The sequence below is a fragment of the Burkholderia sp. AU16482 genome, assembly GCF_002223285.1.
GTDB lineage: Bacteria > Pseudomonadota > Gammaproteobacteria > Burkholderiales > Burkholderiaceae > Burkholderia > Burkholderia semiarida.
On sequence record NZ_NKEY01000003.1, the window covers coordinates 1,697,714 to 1,717,604 of the forward strand.

The following is a 19,891-nucleotide window of genomic DNA, read 5'->3' on the forward strand; positions in this document are numbered from 1 at the left end:
CCTGCGCGCCACGCGCCCCGGAATTCAAAAACGGGGCCGCGCGCATCCAGCGTTGGGCCCCGCAAACGACTTCCATCATACCATCGCGCGTGCGCCGTCCCGACCGTCGCCGGGTTTGTCCGGCGCCGGCGCGGCGCGATGGACCCGGCTCGACAGCAGCGTCGCCAGCACGATGCACCCGCCGCCCGCCCACTCGCGCGCGCTCGGCAGCTCGTTCGCGAACACCCACGCGGACAGCGCGGTGATCACGATCTCGAACAGCATGATGATCGATGCACGGTTCGCCGGCACACGCGCGAGGCCGTACTGGACGAGCAGGTTGTTCGACGCCATCGTCACGCCGATCGCCGCGATGATCAATGCGGCCACGCCAAGCTGGCCGCTCGCCGGCGCGGCCGGCAGCCCCTCGAACAGCGACGCGATCGCGCCGAACACGGCCGCGCCGCCGAACAGCGTCGCGGTGCGCATTTCCGCGCGCATGTCGGGCAGCTCGCGGCTCGCCTTGATCACCAGCACGTTGCTCAGCGCGAAGCTCAGGCCGGCCGCGAGGCCCGCCCATTCGGCCGGGTTGGCCGGCAGCGGCAAGCCGAGCGCCGGCGACCACAGCATCAGCATCGCGCCGCCGATCGACAGCGCCGCGAGCCCCGCGCCGGCCCAGGTCAGCCGCTCGCGCAGCAGGAAGTGCGCGTAGATCGCGGTCCAGGCCGGCGTCAGGTAGAACAGCAGCATCACGCGCAGCACCTCGCCGTGGATCGTGCCCCACACGAAACCGAGGTTCGTCACGCCGGCCGTCACCGCGATGCCCGGCAGCACCCAGTGCCAGCGCAGCGTCGCGATCGTGCGGCGCCGCGCGACGATCACGAACAGGAATGCGACGAGGCTCGTCAGCGCGCTGGCCAGCGTGCCCGTCACGCCGAGCGACGCGAGGATCCGCAGCGGATACCAGATCAGGCCCCATACCGACGCGCCGATCAGGATGGCCAGCGTCGGCAGGCTGCCGCGTACCGCGTTGTTCATCAGAATTTGCTCCGAGAAACCCCGCCATTGATGGCGGGAAGGAAAGGCGTGCTGTTGACAGGCAGCTTTTCCCACAGGTTAGGATCACCGGCATGATCCTTGTCTACCGCTACCGGGTGAAATCGCTCAACGGACTGCTTAACAAGCAGAGCCGCGCGGTGAACTACGTCTGGAACTTCTGCAATGACACGCAGAAGCACGCGCTCAAGTGGAGCAAGAAGTGGCCGACGGGGTTCGATCTGAACGTGCTGACGACGGGGAGCAGCAAGGAACTCGGCATCCACTCCGGCACGATCAACGCGACGTGCGAGCAATATGCGAAGTCGCGCAGTCAGCACCGACGGCCCTACCTGCGCTATCGCGGCAGGAAATCGCTGGGCTGGGTGCCGCTGAAGGGCCGTGACCTGAAGCGCGAGGGTGACGCGTTCCGTTTCGCCGGCAACACGTTTCGCGTGTTCAACAGCCGACCGCTTCCCGAAGGCAAGATCAAGGACGGGACCAACTTTGCGCAGGATGCGCGCGGCAACTGGTTCCTGAACATCGTGATCGAGATGCCCGATGTGCAGGCCCGCCCGATCCGTTCCGGCGTCGGCATCGATCTCGGTCTGAAAGACTTCGCCACACTTTCGACCGGCGAGAAGCTGCCCAATGAACAGTTCGGTCGACGGGCGGCGGAAAAGCTGGCGAAAGCGCAACGGGCGCGAAAGCACAAGCGTCATATCGCGAAGTTGCACGCCAAGGTCGCGAATGCCCGTGCCGATTTCCAGCATAAGCTCGCGCTCGATCTGGTGCGGCGTTTCGATTACATCGCTGTCGGCGACGTATCTGCCGTCAAACTTGCCAGAACCAGGATGGCGAAGAGCGTCTACGACGCATCCTGGTCGTCCTTCCGAAACAAGCTCCGCTACAAAGCGATCGCGCACGGGGCCACGTTCGAGGAAGTCGACGAAAGCGGTTCGACCCAGTCCTGTTCGTCGTGCGGGTCGCAAGACAGCACGACGCGGCCGAAAGGTATCGCGGGACTGCGAATAAGAGAGTGGACCTGCAGTGACTGTGGTGTCGAACATGATCGTGATATCAACGCTGCGCTGAACATTCTCCGATGCGGACGTGCATCGCCAGGTGTGGGAATCCTCCGCCTTTAGGCGGACGAGGACGTCAATTGGTTCGATACCCTTTATTCGAGCGGCCCCGGCCGCCGCGCCGGCAGGCCGTGACCGCATTCCGTCACGCTATAATCATCCGCTGCGACCCGCGCGCCCGAGGCGCCGTTCGCAGCCGCGCGGCGCGCCCGCCGCTTCTTTCGCTCCAACCGGCCGCGATGGCCGCTTCGCCCGTGAACCCTCGACTCGACTCGCTCCAGCCCTATCCCTTCGAAAAGCTGCGCGCCCTGTTCAAGGACGTGACGCCTTCCGGCGACCTGAAACCGATCAGCTTCGGCATCGGCGAGCCCAAACACGCGACGCCGGCGCTGATTCGCGACGCCGTGGTGGCCGCGCTCGACGGCCTCGCGTCGTATCCGGCCACCGCCGGCTCGGACGCGCTGCGCACGTCGATCGCACGCTGGCTCGAGCGCCGCTACGGGCTGCCGGCCGTCGATCCGGCCACGCAGGTGCTGCCGGTGTCGGGCTCGCGCGAGGCGCTCTTCTCGCTCGCGCAGACCGTGATCGACGCGCGCCTGACCGCGGACGGCAAGAAGGCGATCGTACTCTGTCCGAATCCTTTCTATCAAATTTACGAAGGCGCGGCGCTCCTGGCCGGTGCCGAACCCTATTTCGCGAACAGCGACCCGGCCCGCAACTTCGCGTGCGACTACGCGGCCGTGCCCGACGACGTGTGGGCGCGCACGCAGCTGCTGTACGTGTGCTCGCCGGGCAACCCGACAGGCGCCGTGCTGACGCTCGACGACTGGCGCGAGCTGTTCGCGCTGTCCGACCGCCACGGTTTCGTGATCGCGTCCGACGAGTGCTATTCGGAAATCTATTTCGACGAAGCCGCGCCCCCGCTCGGCGGCCTCGAGGCCGCGCACCGCCTCGGCCGCGGCTTCGAGCGCCTCGTGATGCTCTCGAGCCTGTCGAAGCGCTCGAACGTGCCGGGCATGCGCTCGGGCTTCGTCGCCGGCGACGCCGCGCTGCTCAGGAAATTCCTGCTGTACCGCACGTACCACGGCGCCGCGCTGTCGCCGGTGTGGCAGCACGCGAGCATCGCCGCGTGGAACGACGAGGCGCACGTGCGCGAGAACCGCGCGCTGTACCGGCAGAAGTTCGATACGGTCACGCCGATGCTCGCCGACGTGATCGACGTGAAACTGCCCGACGCCGCGTTCTACCTGTGGGCCAACGTGTCGCGCACCGGCCTGTCGGACACCGAGTTCGCCCGCCGCCTGTACGCCGACTATAATGTGACGGTTCTGCCCGGCTCGTACCTCGCGCGCGATGCGCACGGCGCGAACCCGGGCCGCGATTTCATCCGGATCGCGCTCGTCGCGGGCACCCCCGAATGCGTCGAGGGCGCGCAACGCATCGTCGATTTCTGCCGGGCTCTCGCGCGGTAAGACGTCCATCCCGATCAATTCCATCCATCTCCTGCGAAAACGAACATGTCGCAACAACTTCAGCAAATCATCGATACCGCCTGGGAAAACCGCGCCGAGCTGTCGCCGAAGGCCGCGCCCGCCGACGTCCGCGAGGCCGTCGCTCACGCGATCGAGCAACTCGACAAGGGCACGCTGCGCGTCGCCGAGAAAATCGACGGCAACTGGACGGTCCACCAGTGGCTGAAGAAGGCCGTGCTGCTGTCGTTCCGCCTGGAGGACAACGCGCCGATGCCGGCCGGCGGCTACTCGCAGTTCTACGACAAGGTGCCGTCGAAGTTCGCGAACTACACGGCCGAGGATTTCGCCGCGGGCGGCTTCCGCGTCGTGCCGCCGGCCATCGCGCGCCGCGGCTCCTTCATCGCGAGGAACGTCGTGCTGATGCCGTCGTACACCAACATCGGCGCGTACGTCGACGAAGGCACGATGGTCGACACGTGGGCGACGGTCGGTTCGTGCGCGCAGATCGGCAAGAACGTGCACCTGTCGGGCGGCGTCGGCATCGGCGGCGTGCTCGAGCCGCTGCAGGCGAACCCGGTCATCATCGAGGACAACTGCTTCATCGGCGCGCGCTCGGAAGTCGTCGAAGGCGTGATCGTCGAGGAAAACTCGGTGATCTCGATGGGCGTGTACCTCGGCCAGAGCACGAAGATCTACGATCGCGAGACGGGCGAGGTCAGCTACGGCCGCATCCCGGCCGGCTCGGTCGTCGTCGCCGGCAACCTGCCGTCGAAGGACGGCTCGCACAGCCTGTACTGCGCGGTGATCGTCAAGAAGGTCGACGCGAAGACGCGTGCGAAGGTCGGCCTGAACGAGCTGCTGCGAGGCGACTGATGGCGAAGCCGCACACCGTGGTCGTCTACGGCATTCCGAACTGCGACACCGTGAAGAAGGCCCGCGTGTGGCTCGACGATCACGGCGTCGAATTCGAATTCCACGATTTCAAGAAGCTCGGCGTCAGCGCGCCGCTGATCGAAGACTGGCTGAAGGACGTGTCGCTCGACGCGCTCGTGAACAAGCGCGGCACGACGTGGCGCGGCCTGGACGACGCGATGAAGGCGGCCGCCGAAACGAAGACCGGCGCGGTCGCGCTGATGATCCACAAGCCGTCGGTCATCAAGCGCCCCGTGCTCGTCGTCAACGGCCGCGTGAAGTCGCTCGGCTTCGCGGCCGACCAATATGCGGCGCTGTTTGCCGCATAGGGCCGCCCGCGCCGCGCCTGCGGGCGGGCCTGTTCACGCTAATAACGGGCTTGCGCTGGCCCGACGCCCTGTCGCTGCCGGCCACCGCGCCGGCATTTTTTATCGAAAGTGGTCCGAACCATGTCCGCCACCCTAGCCCTTACCGAACAGCTGATCGCCCGCGCGTCCGTGACGCCCGACGACCAGCACTGCCAGCAGATCATGACCGAGCGCCTCGCCGCGCTCGGCTTCGAATGCGAGACCATCGCGTCGCACGGCGTGACCAACCTGTGGGCCGTCAAGCGCGGCACCGACGGCCGTGACGGCAAGCTGCTCGTGTTCGCGGGCCACACCGACGTCGTGCCGACCGGCCCGCTCGAACAGTGGACCTCGCCGCCGTTCATCCCCGCCCATCGCGACGGCAAGCTGTACGGCCGCGGCGCGGCCGACATGAAGACGTCGCTCGCGGCGTTCGTCGTCGCGTCCGAGGAATTCGTCGCGGCCCATCCAGGCCACCGCGGCGCGATCGCGTTCCTGATCACGAGCGACGAGGAAGGCCCGGCCACCGACGGCACCGTGAAGGTCGTCGAGCTGCTGCAGGCACGCGGCGAGCGGCTCGACTACTGCATCGTCGGCGAACCGACGTCGACCGCCGAGCTCGGCGACGTCGTCAAGAACGGCCGCCGCGGCTCGATGTCCGGCGAACTGGTCGTCAAGGGCGTGCAGGGCCACATCGCGTATCCGCACCTCGCGAAGAACCCGATCCACCTGCTCGCGCCGGCGCTCGCCGAGCTCGCCGCCGAGCAGTGGGACGCCGGCAACGAATACTTCCCGCCGACCACCTGGCAGGTGTCGAACCTGCACGCCGGCACCGGCGCGACCAACGTGATCCCCGGCCACGCCGACCTGCTGTTCAACTTCCGCTTCTCGACCGCGAGCACGGTCGAGGGCCTGCAGGCCCGCGTGCATGCGATCCTCGACAAGCACGGCCTCGAATACACGCTGAAGTGGTCGGTGAGCGGCCTGCCGTTCCTCACCCCGCGCGGCGAACTGTCGGGCGCGCTGGAAAACGCGATCCGCGCCGAGACCGGCATCACGACCGAGCTGTCGACGACGGGCGGCACGTCGGACGGCCGCTTCATCGCGCGCATCTGCCCGCAGGTGATCGAGTTCGGCCCGCCGAACGGCAGCATCCACAAGATCGACGAGCACATCGAGCTGCGCTTCGTCGACCCGCTTAAGAACGTGTACCGACGCGTGCTCGAACAACTGATCGCCTGACGGAGCCTCGCATGACGACACCTTTTGCCACGGTCCGCGACCTGCTGCGCTACGCGGTCACGCGCTTCTCGAAAGCGAAGCTCGCGTTCGGCCACGGTTCCGACAACGCGTACGACGAAGCGGCCTACCTCGTGCTGCATACGCTCGACCTGCCGCTCGACACGCTCGAACCGTTCCTCGACGCGCGCCTCTTGCCCGACGAAATCGCGGCCGTGCTCGCGGTGATCGAACGACGCGCGACCGATCGCGTGCCGGCCGCGTACCTCACGCATGAAGCGTGGATGCACGGCCACCGCTTCTACGTCGACGAACGCGTGATCGTGCCGCGCTCGTTCATCGGCGAACTGCTCGACGACGGGCTGCAGCCGTATGTCGCCGATCCCGAGCAGGTTGGCGCGGTGCTCGAACTGTGCACCGGCTCCGGCTGCCTCGCGATCCTCGCGGCGAGCGCGTTCCCGAACGCGGAGATCGACGCGGTCGACCTGTCGGACAAGGCGCTCGAAGTCGCGGCAATCAACGTGCGCGACTACGGCCTCGAAGATCGCATCGGGCTGCACCGTGGCGATCTCTACGCCCCGCTGCCCGCGTTCCGCACCGATCCCGACTCGCGCTACGACGTGATCCTGACGAACCCGCCGTACGTCAATGCCACGTCGATGGCCGCGCTGCCGCCCGAATACCGGCACGAGCCGGAAATGGCGCTCGCCGGCGGCGACGACGGGATGGACATCGTGCGGCGCATCGTCGCCGACGCGCACCGCTGGCTGCATGACGACGGCGTGCTCGTCGTCGAGATCGGCAACGAACGCGAGAACGTCGAAGCGGCGTTCGGCGGCCTCGAGCTCACGTGGCTGCCCACCAGCGCGGGCGACGACGCGGTGTTCCTGATCCAGGCATCGGACCTGCCGCGCAAGGCCTGAGCGTGTGCGGGCCATCCGCCGTGCGGCGCACCGTTGCGCCGCACGGTTGGGTAAGATGCGCGTAGGCGGCCGCCCGGCCGCACGACCTGCGGAATCCCTTCGGGAGCTCTCCCGGCAGTCCCTCGGCAGTTCTTTACGCACTCATGACCCTCGACTGGCTACATCTCGGCACCCTGATCCTGATCATCCACGTGCTCGGGATCGTCGCGGCGTGCCACGCAATCATGAACACGCGCACGTCGCAAGGCGCGATCGCGTGGGCCGTCTCGCTCACGGCCATGCCGTACCTGACGCTCGTTCCGTACCTGTTCCTCGGCCGCAGCAAATTCTCCGGCTACGTCGACGCCCGGCGCCACGAGCTGGAAATGTTGCGCACGCACACGCCTCGCTCGCCGTGGCGCACCGCCGACGCGACCGACGGGCCGGCCGCGGACGCGCTGGGACAGGCCGCCGTGCTCGCGCTCACGCGGCTCGGCGGCATGCCGTTCCTCGGCGGCAATTCGGTGCGCACGCTCGTCAACGGCGACGCGACGTTCTCGGCCATCCTGGCGGCGATCGACGCCGCGCGCGACTACGTGCTCGTCCAGTTCTTCATCGTGCGCGACGACGCGCTCGGCCGGATGCTGCGCGACTCGCTGCTCGCGCGTGCGGCGGCCGGCGTGCGCTGCTGCGTGCTGTACGACAGCATCGGCAGCTTCGACCTGCCGCACCGCTACGTCGACGCGTTGCGCCGGGGCGGCGTCGAAGTCCATCCGTTCGCGACCAACCGGAAATTCGTCAACCGCTTCCAGCTGAACTTCCGCAACCACCGCAAGATCGTCGTCGTCGACGGCAATCGCGCGTTCGTCGGCGGCCACAACGTCGGCGTCGAATATCTCGGCGCGAATTCGCGGCTGTCGCCGTGGCGCGACACCCACATCGAGATCCGCGGGCCCGTGGTGGCGAGTATTCAATACGTGTTCGCCGAAGACTGGCACTGGGCGACGCAGAAGCTGCCGCCCATCGCGCTGCCGCCGCCCGCGCAGCCTGGCGACGGCATGCATTGCCTCGCGGTGCCGATGGGGCCGGCCGACAAGCAGGAAACCGGCTCGCTGTTCTTCGTCGAATCGATCAATGCCGCCCGCGAACGGGTCTGGATCACCACGCCGTACCTCGTTCCCGACGAAGCCGTGGTCTGCGCGCTGAAGCTCGCCGTGATGCGTGGCGTCGACGTGCGTATCCTGATCCCGAGCCGGCGCGATCACTACGTCGTGTTCGAGGCGTCGAAGCTTTACGCACGCGAGCTGGTCGATGCGGGCGTGAAAGTGTTCCGCTACCGGCCCGGCTTCCTGCACCAGAAGGTCGTGCTGATCGACCGCATCGCGGCGGCGGTCGGCAGCGCGAATCTCGACAACCGCTCGTTCCGCCTCAATTTCGAGGTCATGGTCATGACCGTCGATCGCGCGTTCGCCGACGAGGTGGAAACGATGCTCGATGCCGACTTCGCGCAGGCATACGAGGTCGATGCGGACGAATACCGTCGGTCGCCCGCCTGGCGGCGCATCGCGATGCACGTCGCGCGGCTGTTCGCGCCGATCCTGTAACGGTCGCGGCGCATGCCGCGCGTCACCGTCAAAGCAGCTTGTCGATGTCCGCGGCGATTTCTTCGGGCTTGGTGGACGGCGCATAGCGCTTGACGATGCGCCCTTCGCGGTCGATCAGGAATTTCGTGAAATTCCACTTGATCGCCTTGAGGCCGAGAATGCCGGGCGCCTCGTCGGTCAGGTAGCGATACAGCGGATGCGCATGGTCGCCCTTCACGTCGATCTTCGCGAACATCGGGAACGTGACGCCGTAGTTGCGCTCGCAGAACGCACCGATCTGCGCGGCGTCGCCCGGCTCCTGCCTGCCGAACTGGTTGCACGGGAAGCCGAGCACGAAGAAGCCGCGCGCCGCGTACTGGTCGTACAGCTTCTGCAGGCCAGCGTACTGCGGCGTGAAACCGCACTCGCTCGCGGTATTGACGATCAGCAGCACCTTGCCGCGATACACGTCGAGCGATACCGGCGCACCGGCGAGCGTCTCCGCGCTGAACGAATACAGGGTGGACATCGGGCACTCCTTTTACGAAACCGGATCGACGTGGAGTCTAGGCGAAATTGCGCCGTTGCGGCATCCGCCGATCGGCCGATGCCCGACGCACGCGGCGCGCAGTCTAGAATAGCGGTTTTGGCCAGCCATTTCCGCCGTGATCCGTTTCAATCAGTTCAGCCTTGCGCGCGGCACCAAGCCGCTGTTCGAGTCGGCCTCGTTCGTGCTCAATCCCGGCGAGAAAGCCGGCCTGATCGGCGCGAACGGCGCCGGCAAGTCGACGCTGTTTTCCGTCCTGCGCGGCGAGCTGCATTCCGACGGAGGCGATTTCTCGATGCCGCCGTCGTGGCGGATCGCCCACGTGTCGCAGGAAACGCCCGCGGTCGACCGCTCGGCGCTCGACTACACGCTCGACGGCGACACCGCGCTGCGCGAGATCGAGGCGCGCATCGCCGCCGCTTCGGCCGCGCATGACGGCGCGGCCGAAGCCGACGCGCACGCGGCGTTCGCCGATGCCGACGGCTACACCGCGCCGGCCCGCGCCGAAGCGCTGCTGCTCGGCCTCGGCTTCACGCTCGCGCAAACGCGCGAATCCGTCGCGAGCTTCTCCGGCGGCTGGCGCATGCGCCTGAACCTCGCGCAGGCGCTGATGTGCCGCTCCGACCTGCTGCTGCTCGACGAACCGACGAACCACCTCGACCTCGACGCGATCGTCTGGCTCGAAGACTGGCTGCACCGCTACGCCGGCACGCTCGTCGTGATCTCGCACGATCGCGAGTTCCTCGATTCGATCTGCAACGTCACGCTGCATCTGGAAAATCGCCAGGTGAAGCGCTACGGCGGCAACTACTCGCAGTTCGAGGTGCTGCGCGCGCAGCAACTGGCGCTGCAGCAAAGCGCCTACGAAAAGCAGCAGAAGACGATCGAGCACCTGCAGAGCTTCGTCGACCGCTTCAAGGCCAAGGCGACCAAGGCCAAGCAGGCGCAAAGCCGGATGAAGGCGCTCGAGAAGATGGAGCTGATCGCGCCCGCGCACATCGCGTCGCCGTTCACGTTCGAATTCCGCACGCCCGACGCCGCGCCGAACCCGATGATGGTGATGGAGGACGTCCGCTGCGGCTACCACGCCGACGACGGAACGGACATCCCGATCGTCGAGCGCGTCGCGCTGTCGATCCAGAACGGCCAGCGCATCGGCCTGCTCGGTGCGAACGGCCAAGGCAAGTCGACGCTGATCAAGACGCTGGCCGGCACGCTCGCGCCGCTGTCGGGGCACGTGCGCGACGGCAAGGGGCTGACGATCGGCTATTTCGCGCAGCACCAGCTCGAAACGCTGCGCGAGGACGATTCGCCGCTCGCGCACCTGGCGCGGCTCGCACCCGACACGCGCGAACAGGAATTGCGCGACTTCCTCGGCGGCTTCAATTTCTCGGGCGACATGGCGACCAGCCCGGTCGGGCCGTTCTCGGGCGGCGAGAAAGCCCGCCTCGCGCTGGCGCTGATCATCTGGCAAAAGCCGAACCTGCTGCTGCTCGACGAACCGACGAACCACCTCGACCTCGAAACGCGCCACGCGCTGACGATGGCGCTCGCGCAATTCGAAGGCACGCTGATCCTCGTGTCGCACGATCGCCACCTGCTGCGCGCGACGACCGACCAGTTCATGCTGGTCGCGAAGCACCGGCTGCAGCCGTTCGACGGCGACCTCGACGACTACCGCGACTGGCTGCTGCAGCATGCGGCCGAGCAACGCGCGGCCGCGAAGGCCGACAGCGCGGCAGCCGCAGGCGCCGATCCGGGCATCAACCGCAAGGATCAGAAACGCCTGGCCGCCGAGGAACGCCAGCGGCTGTCGCAACTGAAAAAGCCGCTGCAGAACCGCATCACGAAGCTCGAAAAGGAAATGGAAACGCTGCACGCGGAGAAAGCGCGCCTCGACGCGTTCGTCGCCGATCCGGCGAGCTACGAGGCCGCGCGCAAGACGGAGCTGACCGACGCGATCCGCAAGCTCGGCGAAGTCACGACTCGGCTCGAGACGGTCGAGGCCGACTGGCTCGCCGTGCAGGAAGAACTCGAGCAGATCGGCTGAACGCGGCCCGGGCGCCGTAGCCGATCGCTTCATCGGCGGCGGGTGCGCCGCGGCGGTCGGGTGTCGACGCCCCACGAACCCGCCTGGCCGCGCCCCGCCCCCGGAAACGACGAGGCCGGGCGCGCTGGCCCGGCCTCTTTGTCACGGCTGCGTTCGACGCGGCTGCGGCGGCCGGCCCTTATGCCCGCCGCACCATCCGCTCAGCGGCGCGGCAGCGTGTCGCGCGGCATCTGCTCGTCGTCGCCCATCAGGTGCCGGCGCCCTTTGATCGGCCGGCGGATCGCCGCGGCGACTTCCGCTTCCGTCACGTCCTCGGACACGACCTTACGCGCCAGCCGCCCTTCTTCGTCGATCCATTCGACGATCCGGCATCCGCCGCCCCACGGCTGGCGGATCGGCTCCGACACGCGGCAGCCGCGCAGGTTGTAAAGGCGTCCGCCAGGCGCTTCCCCATACGATTTCAACATAGGTTCCCTTCGCATTGCGCGGTTCGACAATCCGGCCAAGGATAGGGAAAAGCGATGTCCGGCGGGTTACATCAGCCTACATATTCTTTACAGCGAATTACGCGACAGATCGCCCGGCTCGATACGGCCCGTGCACGGGCCGGGCCGCTCATTCAAGATCGCGCACGCGGTCGATCGCCTGCTCGAGCCGCTCGACGGCCATCACGTTCAGCCCTTCGATCGGCTGCTTCGGCGCATTCGCCTTCGGAATCAGCGCGGACGTGAAGCCGAGCTTCGCCGCTTCGCGCAGCCGCTCCTGCCCGCGCGGGGACGGCCGGATCTCGCCCGCCAGACCCACCTCGCCGAACACGATCAGCCCTTTCGGCAGCGCCTTGTTGCGCATCGACGAGTGAATCGCGAGCAGCACCGCGAGGTCGGCGGCCGGCTCGGTGATCTTCACGCCGCCCACCGCGTTGAGGAACACGTCCTGATCGAAGGCCGCGATGCCCGCGTGCCGGTGCAGCACCGCGAGCAGCATCGCGAGCCGGTTCTGCTCGAGGCCGACCGCGAGCCGGCGCGGGTTCGGCACGTGCGCCGTATCGACGAGCGCCTGGATCTCGACGAGCAACGGGCGCGTGCCTTCCTGCGTGACGAGCACGCACGAGCCGGGCACGACCTGCTCGTGCTGCGACAGGAACAGCGCGGACGGGTTGGCTACGCCGCGCAGCCCGCGCTCGGTCATCGCGAACACGCCGAGCTCGTTGACCGCGCCGAAACGGTTCTTGAACGCACGCACGAGCCGGAACGACGAATGCGTGTCGCCCTCGAAGTACAGTACCGTGTCGACGATGTGCTCGAGCACGCGCGGGCCGGCAAGGTTGCCCTCCTTCGTCACGTGCCCGACCATGATGATCGCGGTGCCCGACTGTTTCGCGATGCGCGTGAGCTGCGCCGCGCATTCGCGCACCTGCGCGACCGAACCGGGCGCCGACGTGAGCGCCTCGGAATAGACGGTCTGGATCGAGTCGATCACGGCCACGTCCGGCCGCTCCGCATCGATCGCGGCCTGGATCTTCTCGAGCTGGATCTCGGCGAGCAGCTTCAGTTCGGCCGCCGGCGCGCCGCCGTCGAGCAGCGCGAGCCGTTGCGCGCGCAACGCGATCTGCGCGGCCGATTCCTCGCCGCTGATATAGAGCGCGCGCCGCTCGCTCGCGATATCCGCGAGCGACTGCAGCAGCAACGTCGACTTGCCGATGCCCGGATCGCCGCCGATCAGCACGACGCCGCCCGGCACCAGCCCGCCGCCCAGCACGCGATCGAATTCGCCGATGCCGGTCGAGAAGCGCGGTACGTCGGCGGCCTCGATGTCGACGAGGCGCTGCACCGGCGCGCGCTTCGCGAGCGACTGGAAACGATGGGCGGCCGGCGACTCGGCAACCGATTCGACGAGGGTGTTCCACGCCTGGCACGACGGGCACTGGCCCTGCCATTTCGGGGTCTGTCCGCCGCACTCGCTGCAGACGTATACGGTTTTCTGTTTGGCCACGCGCGACGCCCTTATTCCGCTCGCACCGGCACGCGGGCAGCGACCGCGCACATCAGCTCGTAGCCGATCGTCCCGCAATGGCGCGCGACGTCGTCGATCGGCAGCGCATTGCCCCACAGCTCGACGCGCGCGCCGACGCCGGCCTGCGGGCACGGCGTCAGGTCGACGGTGATCATGTCCATCGACACGCGGCCGACGATCCGCGTGCGGATGCCGTCGACGATGACCGGCGTGCCTTCGGGCGCCACGCGCGGATAGCCGTCCGCGTAGCCGCACGCGACGACGCCGATGCGCATCGGCGCCTGCGCGGAGAACGTCGAGCCATAGCCGATCGCCTGCCCCTTTCCGATCGTCTGCACCGCGATCAGCTCCGACGCGAGCGTCATCGCCGGCTTCAGCCCCGTGTCCGCGACGTCGGACGACAGCCCGGACGGCGACGCCCCATACAGCACGATCCCCGGCCGCACCCAGTCGAAGTGCGTATCCGGATGCCACAGCACGGCCGCCGAATTCGCGAGACTGCGCGCGCCGGCAATGTTTTCCGCGCCGCGCTCGAACGTCGCGAGCTGCTCGGCGACGCCGCGCTCGTTGTCCGCGTCCGAAAAATGGGTCATCAACGTGATCTGGCCGATGCCGGGGCACGCGCGGGCACGCTCCCAAGCGGCGCGGTATTTCTCCGGCACGTAACCGAGCCGGTTCATCCCGCTGTTCATCTTGAGCTGCACGTTGACGGGCTTCGACAGCCGCGCCGTTTCCAGCATCCGCATCTGCTCGTCGTTGTGGACCGTCGTGGTCAGGCTGTAGCGGTCGATCACGTCGATGTCGGTCGAGCGGAAGAAGCCTTCGAGCAACAGGATCGGGCCGGCCCAGCCGAGCTCGCGCAGCTTCACGGCCTCGTCGAGGTCGAGCAGGCCGAAACCGTCGGTGCCGCGCAGGCCCGGAAACACGCGGGCGAGACCGTGGCCGTACGCGTTGGCCTTGACGACCGCCCAGACCTTGGACGGGCCGGCAAAGCGGCGGACGACGGAGAGATTGTTCGCGAGAGCGGCGGTGTGGATGGTGGCGGAGATCGGGCGCGGCATGGGAAATTTACGTAAAGACGCTTGCGAATCATCAGCTTACCGCGCCTTTTGAGCACCGAAGCCGACAATTTGCGGAACGATCGGGGAATCTTGCTAGTCCGAATTCGCGTATTTTCATGTTATAAAGCCGTGCGCACAACCCATTTCGAACGGAATAAGCCGATCGCATACCAGGCGGCCTACGCGGCCCTGCCGCAGCGACGAAAGCATCGCATCAGATGAAAAAAGGTTTTTACACCATCATGGCCGCGCAGTTTTTTTCGTCGCTGGCCGACAATGCGCTCCTCATCGCCGCCATCGCCCTGCTGAAAGATCTCCACGCCCCCAACTGGATGACACCGCTGCTGAAGCTGTTCTTCGTGTTGTCGTATGTGGTGTTGGCGGCGTATGTCGGTGCGTTCGCGGATTCGCGTCCGAAGGGCCGCGTGATGTTCATCACGAACTCGATCAAGGTGATCGGCTGCCTGATCATGCTGTTCGGCGCCCACCCGCTGATCGCGTACGGCATCGTCGGCTTCGGCGCGGCAGCCTACTCGCCGGCCAAGTACGGCATTCTCACCGAGCTGCTGCCGGCCGACCGGCTGGTCGCCGCGAACGGCTGGATCGAAGGCACGACCGTCAGCTCGATCATCCTCGGCACCGTGCTCGGCGGCGCGCTGATCAGCCCGCACATCGCGTCCCACGTGATCGCGCACACGCCCGCCTGGATCGGCACGCCCGCCGAAGCGGCGATGGCGATCATCATGGCGATCTACGTGGTCGCCGCACTGTTCAACCTGCGCATTCCCGACACGGGCGCCCGCTATCCGAAGCAGGAGCGCGGCCCGGTCAAGCTGCTCACCGATTTCGCCGACTGCTTCATGGTGCTCTGGCGCGACAAGCTCGGCCAGATCTCGCTCGCGGTCACGACGCTGTTCTGGGGCGCGGGCGCGACGCTGCAGTTCATCGTGCTGAAGTGGGCCGAGGTGTCGCTCAACATGTCGCTGTCCGAAGGCGCGATCCTGCAGGCCGTGGTCGCGGTCGGCGTCGCGGCCGGCGCGATCGCCGCCGCCGCCCGGATCCCGCTGAAGAAGTCGCTGACCGTGCTGCCCGTCGGCATCATCATGGGCATCGCGGTGATGCTGATGGCGTTCTACACGCGCGACCTGTTCCCGTCGCACTGGGCCGTGCATGTCGGCCACCTGCGCCTGCCGTTCTACCTGATCGTCGCCTACATCTTCCTGATCGGCGTCGGCGCGCTGTCCGGGTACTTCGTCGTGCCGATGAACGCGCTGCTGCAGCATCGCGGCCACGTGTTGCTGTCGGCCGGCCATTCGATCGCGGTGCAGAACTTCAACGAGAACCTGTCGGTGCTCGTGATGCTGTGCCTGTATGCGGTGCTCGTGTGGCTCGACGTGCCGGTCGGCGTCGTGATCGTGCTGTTCGGCACGTTCGTCTGCCTGACGATGTGGCTTGTGATGCGCCGCCATCAGGCGAACCAGCGTCAGTTCGACTCGGTGGCGCTGATCGGCGAATCGCGGCACTGACGCTACACTTTCGGTTTTCGTCCGCCGGCGCCGGGCCTCGAACCGGCGCATTGCCCTCATGACGCACCCGATACCCAACATCCTGACGATCGCCGGCTCCGATTCGGGCGGCGGCGCGGGCATCCAGGCCGACCTGAAGACGTTTTCCGCGCTCGGCGCGTATGGCGCGAGCGTGATCACCGCGCTGACCGCGCAGAACACGCGCGGCGTGACGGGCGTGCATGCGCCGGACGCCGCCTTCGTGACCGCGCAGCTCGACGCGGTGTTCGGCGACATCCGCATCGATGCGGTCAAGATCGGGATGCTCGCGAACGCGGCGATCGTGCAGGCGGTGGCCGACGCGCTGCGCCGTTACGCGCCGCGCTTCGTCGTGCTCGACACGGTGATGATCTCGAAGAGCGCGCACGCGCTGCTCGCGCCCGATGCCGTCGACGCGCTGCGCGACACGCTGCTGCCGCTCGCGACGGTCGTCACGCCGAACCTGCCCGAGGCGGCCGCGCTGCTCAACGACGCACCCGCCACCACCGAAGACGACATGGTCCGGCAAGGCCGGGCCTTGCTGCAGACGGGCGCACGCGCCGTGCTGATGAAGGGCGGCCACCTGCCCGACGCGTCCGCGAGCCCCGACTGGCTCGTCGAAACGACGCGCACCGTGCGGCTCGACGGCACGCGCGTGCCGGTCAGCAACACGCACGGCACCGGCTGCACGCTGTCGTCGGCGATCGCGGCGCTGCTGCCGCAGCAGCCCGACCTCGAAAGCGCGGTACGCGAGGCCAAGACCTACCTGACCGGCGCGATCGTCGCGAGCGCCGACCTCGACGTCGGCCACGGCGTCGGCCCGGTCCACCACTTTCATCGCTGGTGGTGAGCGGCCGCTCGCGCGGCGTCAGCGATCCAGTGCGGCGAACGCCTGCGCGGGCGCCGGCCAGTCGTCGGGCACGACGAAACCGCGCGCCGTCTCGCGCCACGTGCCGTCGCCGGTCCTTTCGTGGATCGCGATCAGGTCGGGCGCTCCGCGCGCCGCCAGCACGGCCGGCAACTCCGGTGCGCTCGCCAGCGGCTCGGGCTCGAAACCGGCGTCGGCGACGGCACGCCGCGGCGCCAGCCACGCCAGTCGCGGCAACACGCTCCATGCGGCGCCGTCACGCTGCGCGGCCGCCCACGCCGGCCACTGCGCGTGCGTGAGCCAGAAACCGCGCGGGTGATCCGGCGCGATTTCGGCGGATACTGGCAACACCGGCGCGCCGTGCGGATGGAACAGCCAGCCCTTGATGAACATCTGCGCGTCGGACGGCGCGCCGTAGCCGAGCCGGGCAAAAGCGTCGTGCTGGCCGAGCCGCAACTGGTGGTCGAGCAGCCGGCTGCGCTTGCGGTCGAAGCGGTCGACGAGATTGGGGCCGACGAAGTCGGCGAGCGCCGCGCCGCCGCGCACCGGCGCGCACAGATAGCACTTCACCGCGAGTTCCCAGTGCAGGCGCCGGCCGTCCGGCGCATCGACCAGAAAATCGACTTCACCGAGCGTGCGGCCATTGCTGCGCAGCGGCAGATTGGCCGCGACGAGCCGCAGCGCCGGCCCGTGCGTCAGAAAGTATTCGAGCAGGCATTCGGCGTAGCGGCCGAGCCGCGTGGGCCGGAACCCGTCGAGCGCGCGATGCAGCGGCCCGGGGTGCGCATCGAGCGCGGCAAGCCAGGCTTCGACGGCCGCTTGGCCCGCCGCATCCGGCCACGGGCGCGCGAGCGGCGCGCCCGGTACCGCGGTGAGCAGGCTCGGGCTGGCCAGCAGCCAGCCCAGATCGCGCACCGCGACGTCATGCAGCGTATCGACGAACGCGTACGCCGCGCCGGTCGTCATGGCCCGGTCGGACCGTTCGCGTCGGCGCCTTGCGCACGCCGGAACGTGTCGCGCGCGAGGCACAGGTCGGCCCACGCCTTCGCCTTGTCCTGCAGGCTGCGCAACAGGTAGGCCGGGTGGTACGTGACGATCACCGGCACGCCCTCGTACGCATGCACGCGGCCGCGCAGCGACGCGATGCTCGCGTCCGTCTTCAGCAGCGTCTGCGCCGCGAAACGGCCGAGCGCGACGATCAGCTTCGGCTTCACGAGCGCGACCTGGCGCTGCAGATACGGCTCGCAGCGCGCGACCTCGTCCGGCTCCGGATTGCGGTTGCCGGGCGGCCGGCACTTGATCACGTTCGCGATATAGACGTTGTCGCCGCGCTTGAGCGACAGCGACCGCAGCATGTTGTCGAGCAGCTTGCCGGCCTGGCCGACGAACGGCTCGCCCTGCTTGTCCTCGTTCTCGCCCGGCGCTTCGCCGATCAGCATCCAGTCCGCTTCGCGGTCGCCGACGCCGAATACGGTGTTGGTCCGCTTCTCGCAGAGGCGGCACAGCGTGCAGCCGGCCACGCGCTCGACCAGCGCATCCCAGTCGAGCGCGGCGACCGGCATGCCGGCGGGGCGCGATTCGACGGCCGGCACGGGCACGGATTCGCCCGGCGGCGCCGCGTCGAACCACGCGAAATCGTCGTCACCTGCCGGCGGCGCGTCACCCTTCGGCGGCATCGTATCGGGCGATGCCGCCGATGCGGTCGATGCGGCCTGCGCGGGCGGGCGATCGCGATCGACGACGCCGTGCGCCGCCAGCGACTCGCGAGCCGGCACACCGCCGGCCGCGCCATGCGCGACGGCCGCGGGCGCATCGTCCCGCACCGGCGCCCGCGCGGCGCGCACCGGCCGCTCGGCCGCGACAGCGCGACCATCGTCGGCCGTCGCGGCCTGTACGACGGCCGGCGCGTCGGCGGCCGCGCCTTCGTCCGCGCGCTGCCCGCGCCGCACCCAGATTTGCGCGAGACCCAGTTCCTCGAGCGCCGCTTCAGCCCACGCCATGCGTGTCCCCCCCGTCCTTGTTCAGCGTCAGACGCATCACGATCGCGTCCTCCCGGCTGCGATGCTTCGCCGGATAGTAATTCTTGCGCCGGCCGATCGTCACGAAGCCGAAGCGTTCGTACAGATGAATCGCGCGCGAATTGGTCGGCCGCACTTCGAGCAGCACGCCGTCGAGCCCCTCCGCGCGCGAAATGCGCACCGCCTCGCGCAGCAGCGCGAGGCCCGCGCCCGCGTGCTGCGCGGCCGGCGCGACGCACAGGTTCAGCAAATGCATCTCGTCGATCACGGGCATCAGCACGCAATAGCCGACGAGCGACCCCGTCACGTGCCGCAGGCACACGCCCAGATAGCCGTTGCGCAACGAATCCTCGAAGTTGCCGCGGCTCCACGGAAATTCGTACGCGACGTGCTCGATCGCGACGACCTCGTCGAGATCGGCGTCCGTCATCGGCGCCAGATAGCGGTCGCTCAGCAGGACGCCCGTCATCCCTTCGCCCCGCCCGTCTGTGCCGCTCGTGCCGCGACGCGCTCGGCCGTCGTCTGCGCGACCTTGTCGCGCACGTACTCGGGCGCGGCCTGGTCGGCCGGCACCGCACGCCCGGCGCGAAACGCGCGCAGCGCGGCATGCGCGACCGCCAGCGCATGCGGCAGCGCATCGCCGTCGATCGAGGCCGCCCGCGCGGCGGCCGGCAATTGCGCGCCGAACGCCGCGGCCGCATTGCCGGCGAGCGTGAACGGCGCGTCGGGCGCGCCGACGGCGCCCGGTGCGTCGAGCGACGCCGGATGCCGCGTGCGCCAGTCGCCGGCGGCGGCGTCCCATTCGAAATCCGCCCAGTAGGCTTCGTCCATCCGCGCGTCGAGCGCGGCGAGCACGCGGGTCGTACCGGGCGTACGCAGCCGCGCATGTTCGGCGCACGCAAGCAGCGTGCCGATCGGCACGACCGGCAGCCCGGCGCCGAACGCGAGGCCCTGGGCAATGCCCGTCGCGGTCCGCAGGCCCGTGAACGAGCCCGGGCCCGCGCCGAACGCGATCGCGTCGCAGTCGGCGAGCGTCAGCCCGGATTCGGCGAAGAGTTCCTGGATCGCCGGCAGCACGCGCGTGCTCGACACGGCGCCCGTCAGCTCGTGACGGACCCAGGTTTGCGGGGGGGAAACGGCGTCATCGGCGTGGGCCGAGCGCAGCAACGCGACCGAGCAGTATTCGGTCGACGTATCGATGGCGAGGAGCACTGTTTGCGTCATGGGCGACATTGT

General features: G+C 68.3%; 19 protein-coding genes. 10 read left to right on the plus strand and 9 right to left on the minus strand.

The genetic code is table 11. The features are described from left to right. Positions 1 to 75: 75 nt before the first annotated feature. Positions 76 to 1,017, minus strand: a complete 942-nt coding sequence (locus tag CFB35_RS10470) for a DMT family transporter (protein ID WP_089464916.1) — start codon at positions 1,015 to 1,017, stop codon at positions 76 to 78. Between the two features lie 92 nt (positions 1,018 to 1,109). On the opposite strand from CFB35_RS10470, the gene CFB35_RS10475 reads away from it, so the two are divergent. The 7 genes from CFB35_RS10475 to cls all read left to right on the plus strand — a co-directional run bounded on the left by CFB35_RS10475 (position 1,110) and on the right by cls (position 8,575). Beyond that, on the plus strand, positions 1,110 to 2,162 hold the full coding sequence (locus CFB35_RS10475) for an RNA-guided endonuclease TnpB family protein (protein ID WP_059573690.1): 1,053 nt from the start codon (positions 1,110 to 1,112) through the stop codon (positions 2,160 to 2,162). Between the two features lie 176 nt (positions 2,163 to 2,338). Next, positions 2,339 to 3,571, plus strand: coding sequence for a succinyldiaminopimelate transaminase (dapC, locus tag CFB35_RS10480; protein ID WP_059573689.1), 1,233 nt, complete (start codon positions 2,339 to 2,341; stop codon positions 3,569 to 3,571). A 45-nt stretch (positions 3,572 to 3,616) separates the two neighbouring features. Beyond that, positions 3,617 to 4,444, plus strand: a complete 828-nt coding sequence (gene dapD / locus CFB35_RS10485) for a 2,3,4,5-tetrahydropyridine-2,6-dicarboxylate N-succinyltransferase (RefSeq protein ID WP_060316818.1) — start codon at positions 3,617 to 3,619, stop codon at positions 4,442 to 4,444. Next, a complete protein-coding gene (locus CFB35_RS10490) occupies positions 4,444 to 4,812 on the plus strand; it encodes an ArsC family reductase (RefSeq protein WP_034207673.1) in 369 nt (122 codons plus the stop codon). The genes dapD and CFB35_RS10490 overlap by 1 nt, the downstream gene beginning before the upstream one ends. A gap of 120 nt (positions 4,813 to 4,932) precedes the next feature. Then, positions 4,933 to 6,072, plus strand: coding sequence for a succinyl-diaminopimelate desuccinylase (gene dapE, locus CFB35_RS10495; RefSeq protein WP_089464917.1), 1,140 nt, complete (start codon positions 4,933 to 4,935; stop codon positions 6,070 to 6,072). A gap of 11 nt (positions 6,073 to 6,083) precedes the next feature. Beyond that, positions 6,084 to 6,992, plus strand: coding sequence for a 50S ribosomal protein L3 N(5)-glutamine methyltransferase (prmB, locus tag CFB35_RS10500; RefSeq protein WP_089464918.1), 909 nt, complete (start codon positions 6,084 to 6,086; stop codon positions 6,990 to 6,992). Positions 6,993 to 7,135: 143 nt separating this feature from the next. Beyond that, positions 7,136 to 8,575 carry a cardiolipin synthase gene (gene cls, locus CFB35_RS10505; protein WP_060010433.1) on the plus strand — a complete coding sequence of 480 codons (1,440 nt, stop codon included), beginning with the start codon at positions 7,136 to 7,138 and terminating at the stop codon, positions 8,573 to 8,575. 28 nt (positions 8,576 to 8,603) lie between these two features. On the opposite strand, the gene CFB35_RS10510 is transcribed toward cls, so the two are convergent. After that, on the minus strand, positions 8,604 to 9,083 hold the full coding sequence (locus CFB35_RS10510; protein WP_089464919.1) for a glutathione peroxidase: 480 nt from the start codon (positions 9,081 to 9,083) through the stop codon (positions 8,604 to 8,606). A gap of 136 nt (positions 9,084 to 9,219) precedes the next feature. On the opposite strand from CFB35_RS10510, the gene CFB35_RS10515 reads away from it, so the two are divergent. Continuing rightward, a complete protein-coding gene (locus CFB35_RS10515; RefSeq protein ID WP_089464920.1) occupies positions 9,220 to 11,151 on the plus strand; it encodes an ATP-binding cassette domain-containing protein in 1,932 nt (643 codons plus the stop codon). Positions 11,152 to 11,351: 200 nt separating this feature from the next. Here CFB35_RS10515 and CFB35_RS10520 read toward each other — a convergent pair whose 3' ends face one another. From CFB35_RS10520 to alr, 3 genes are all read right to left on the minus strand, one after another. Then, positions 11,352 to 11,618: a DUF2866 domain-containing protein gene (locus CFB35_RS10520; RefSeq protein WP_006488228.1), complete on the minus strand. Its 267-nt coding sequence runs from the start codon at positions 11,616 to 11,618 to the stop codon at positions 11,352 to 11,354. Between the two features lie 148 nt (positions 11,619 to 11,766). After that, positions 11,767 to 13,143 carry a DNA repair protein RadA gene (radA, locus tag CFB35_RS10525; protein ID WP_060316840.1) on the minus strand — a complete coding sequence of 459 codons (1,377 nt, stop codon included), beginning with the start codon at positions 13,141 to 13,143 and terminating at the stop codon, positions 11,767 to 11,769. Positions 13,144 to 13,154: 11 nt separating this feature from the next. Next, entirely contained in the window at positions 13,155 to 14,225 is a 1,071-nt protein-coding gene (gene alr, locus CFB35_RS10530; protein ID WP_089464921.1) for an alanine racemase, read from the minus strand. Between the two features lie 218 nt (positions 14,226 to 14,443). Between alr and lplT the strand changes: the two genes are divergently transcribed. Together lplT and thiD are read left to right on the plus strand one after the other, a co-directional pair. Beyond that, positions 14,444 to 15,751 (plus strand): lysophospholipid transporter LplT, encoded by a 1,308-nt coding sequence (lplT, locus tag CFB35_RS10535; protein WP_059573680.1) that lies wholly within the window; start codon positions 14,444 to 14,446, stop codon positions 15,749 to 15,751. Positions 15,752 to 15,809: 58 nt separating this feature from the next. Beyond that, positions 15,810 to 16,619, plus strand: a complete 810-nt coding sequence (gene thiD, locus CFB35_RS10540) for a bifunctional hydroxymethylpyrimidine kinase/phosphomethylpyrimidine kinase (RefSeq protein WP_089464922.1) — start codon at positions 15,810 to 15,812, stop codon at positions 16,617 to 16,619. A gap of 18 nt (positions 16,620 to 16,637) precedes the next feature. On the opposite strand, the gene CFB35_RS10545 is transcribed toward thiD, so the two are convergent. From CFB35_RS10545 to tsaB, 4 genes are read right to left on the minus strand one after another with little or no spacing between them, the layout of a single operon-like run. After that, positions 16,638 to 17,603 (minus strand): DUF1853 family protein, encoded by a 966-nt coding sequence (locus CFB35_RS10545; RefSeq protein WP_089464923.1) that lies wholly within the window; start codon positions 17,601 to 17,603, stop codon positions 16,638 to 16,640. Further along, a complete protein-coding gene (locus CFB35_RS10550) occupies positions 17,600 to 18,637 on the minus strand; it encodes a uracil-DNA glycosylase (RefSeq protein ID WP_089464924.1) in 1,038 nt (345 codons plus the stop codon). The genes CFB35_RS10545 and CFB35_RS10550 overlap by 4 nt, the downstream gene beginning before the upstream one ends. Beyond that, positions 18,624 to 19,124, minus strand: a complete 501-nt coding sequence (gene rimI / locus CFB35_RS10555) for a ribosomal protein S18-alanine N-acetyltransferase (RefSeq protein ID WP_089464925.1) — start codon at positions 19,122 to 19,124, stop codon at positions 18,624 to 18,626. Before rimI ends, CFB35_RS10550 begins: the two co-directional genes overlap by 14 nt. After that, a complete protein-coding gene (tsaB, locus tag CFB35_RS10560; protein ID WP_089464926.1) occupies positions 19,121 to 19,888 on the minus strand; it encodes a tRNA (adenosine(37)-N6)-threonylcarbamoyltransferase complex dimerization subunit type 1 TsaB in 768 nt (255 codons plus the stop codon). The genes rimI and tsaB overlap by 4 nt, the downstream gene beginning before the upstream one ends. Positions 19,889 to 19,891 lie beyond the last annotated feature (3 nt).

What these genes read in the sequence shown, in the direction of transcription:
- CFB35_RS10470 (WP_089464916.1), bottom strand. Translation starts at nt 1,017, where the DNA reads ATGAACAACGCGGTACGCGGCAGCCTGCCGACGCTGGCCATCCTGATC.
- CFB35_RS10475 (WP_059573690.1), top strand. Translation starts at nt 1,110, where the DNA reads ATGATCCTTGTCTACCGCTACCGGGTGAAATCGCTCAACGGACTGCTT.
- dapC (WP_059573689.1), top strand. Translation starts at nt 2,339, where the DNA reads ATGGCCGCTTCGCCCGTGAACCCTCGACTCGACTCGCTCCAGCCCTAT.
- dapD (WP_060316818.1), top strand. Translation starts at nt 3,617, where the DNA reads ATGTCGCAACAACTTCAGCAAATCATCGATACCGCCTGGGAAAACCGC.
- CFB35_RS10490 (WP_034207673.1), top strand. Translation starts at nt 4,444, where the DNA reads ATGGCGAAGCCGCACACCGTGGTCGTCTACGGCATTCCGAACTGCGAC.
- dapE (WP_089464917.1), top strand. Translation starts at nt 4,933, where the DNA reads ATGTCCGCCACCCTAGCCCTTACCGAACAGCTGATCGCCCGCGCGTCC.
- prmB (WP_089464918.1), top strand. Translation starts at nt 6,084, where the DNA reads ATGACGACACCTTTTGCCACGGTCCGCGACCTGCTGCGCTACGCGGTC.
- cls (WP_060010433.1), top strand. Translation starts at nt 7,136, where the DNA reads ATGACCCTCGACTGGCTACATCTCGGCACCCTGATCCTGATCATCCAC.
- CFB35_RS10510 (WP_089464919.1), bottom strand. Translation starts at nt 9,083, where the DNA reads ATGTCCACCCTGTATTCGTTCAGCGCGGAGACGCTCGCCGGTGCGCCG.
- CFB35_RS10520 (WP_006488228.1), bottom strand. Translation starts at nt 11,618, where the DNA reads ATGTTGAAATCGTATGGGGAAGCGCCTGGCGGACGCCTTTACAACCTG.
- alr (WP_089464921.1), bottom strand. Translation starts at nt 14,225, where the DNA reads ATGCCGCGCCCGATCTCCGCCACCATCCACACCGCCGCTCTCGCGAAC.
- lplT (WP_059573680.1), top strand. Translation starts at nt 14,444, where the DNA reads ATGAAAAAAGGTTTTTACACCATCATGGCCGCGCAGTTTTTTTCGTCG.
- thiD (WP_089464922.1), top strand. Translation starts at nt 15,810, where the DNA reads ATGACGCACCCGATACCCAACATCCTGACGATCGCCGGCTCCGATTCG.
- CFB35_RS10545 (WP_089464923.1), bottom strand. Translation starts at nt 17,603, where the DNA reads ATGACGACCGGCGCGGCGTACGCGTTCGTCGATACGCTGCATGACGTC.
- CFB35_RS10550 (WP_089464924.1), bottom strand. Translation starts at nt 18,637, where the DNA reads ATGGCGTGGGCTGAAGCGGCGCTCGAGGAACTGGGTCTCGCGCAAATC.
- rimI (WP_089464925.1), bottom strand. Translation starts at nt 19,124, where the DNA reads ATGACGGGCGTCCTGCTGAGCGACCGCTATCTGGCGCCGATGACGGAC.
- tsaB (WP_089464926.1), bottom strand. Translation starts at nt 19,888, where the DNA reads ATGTCGCCCATGACGCAAACAGTGCTCCTCGCCATCGATACGTCGACC.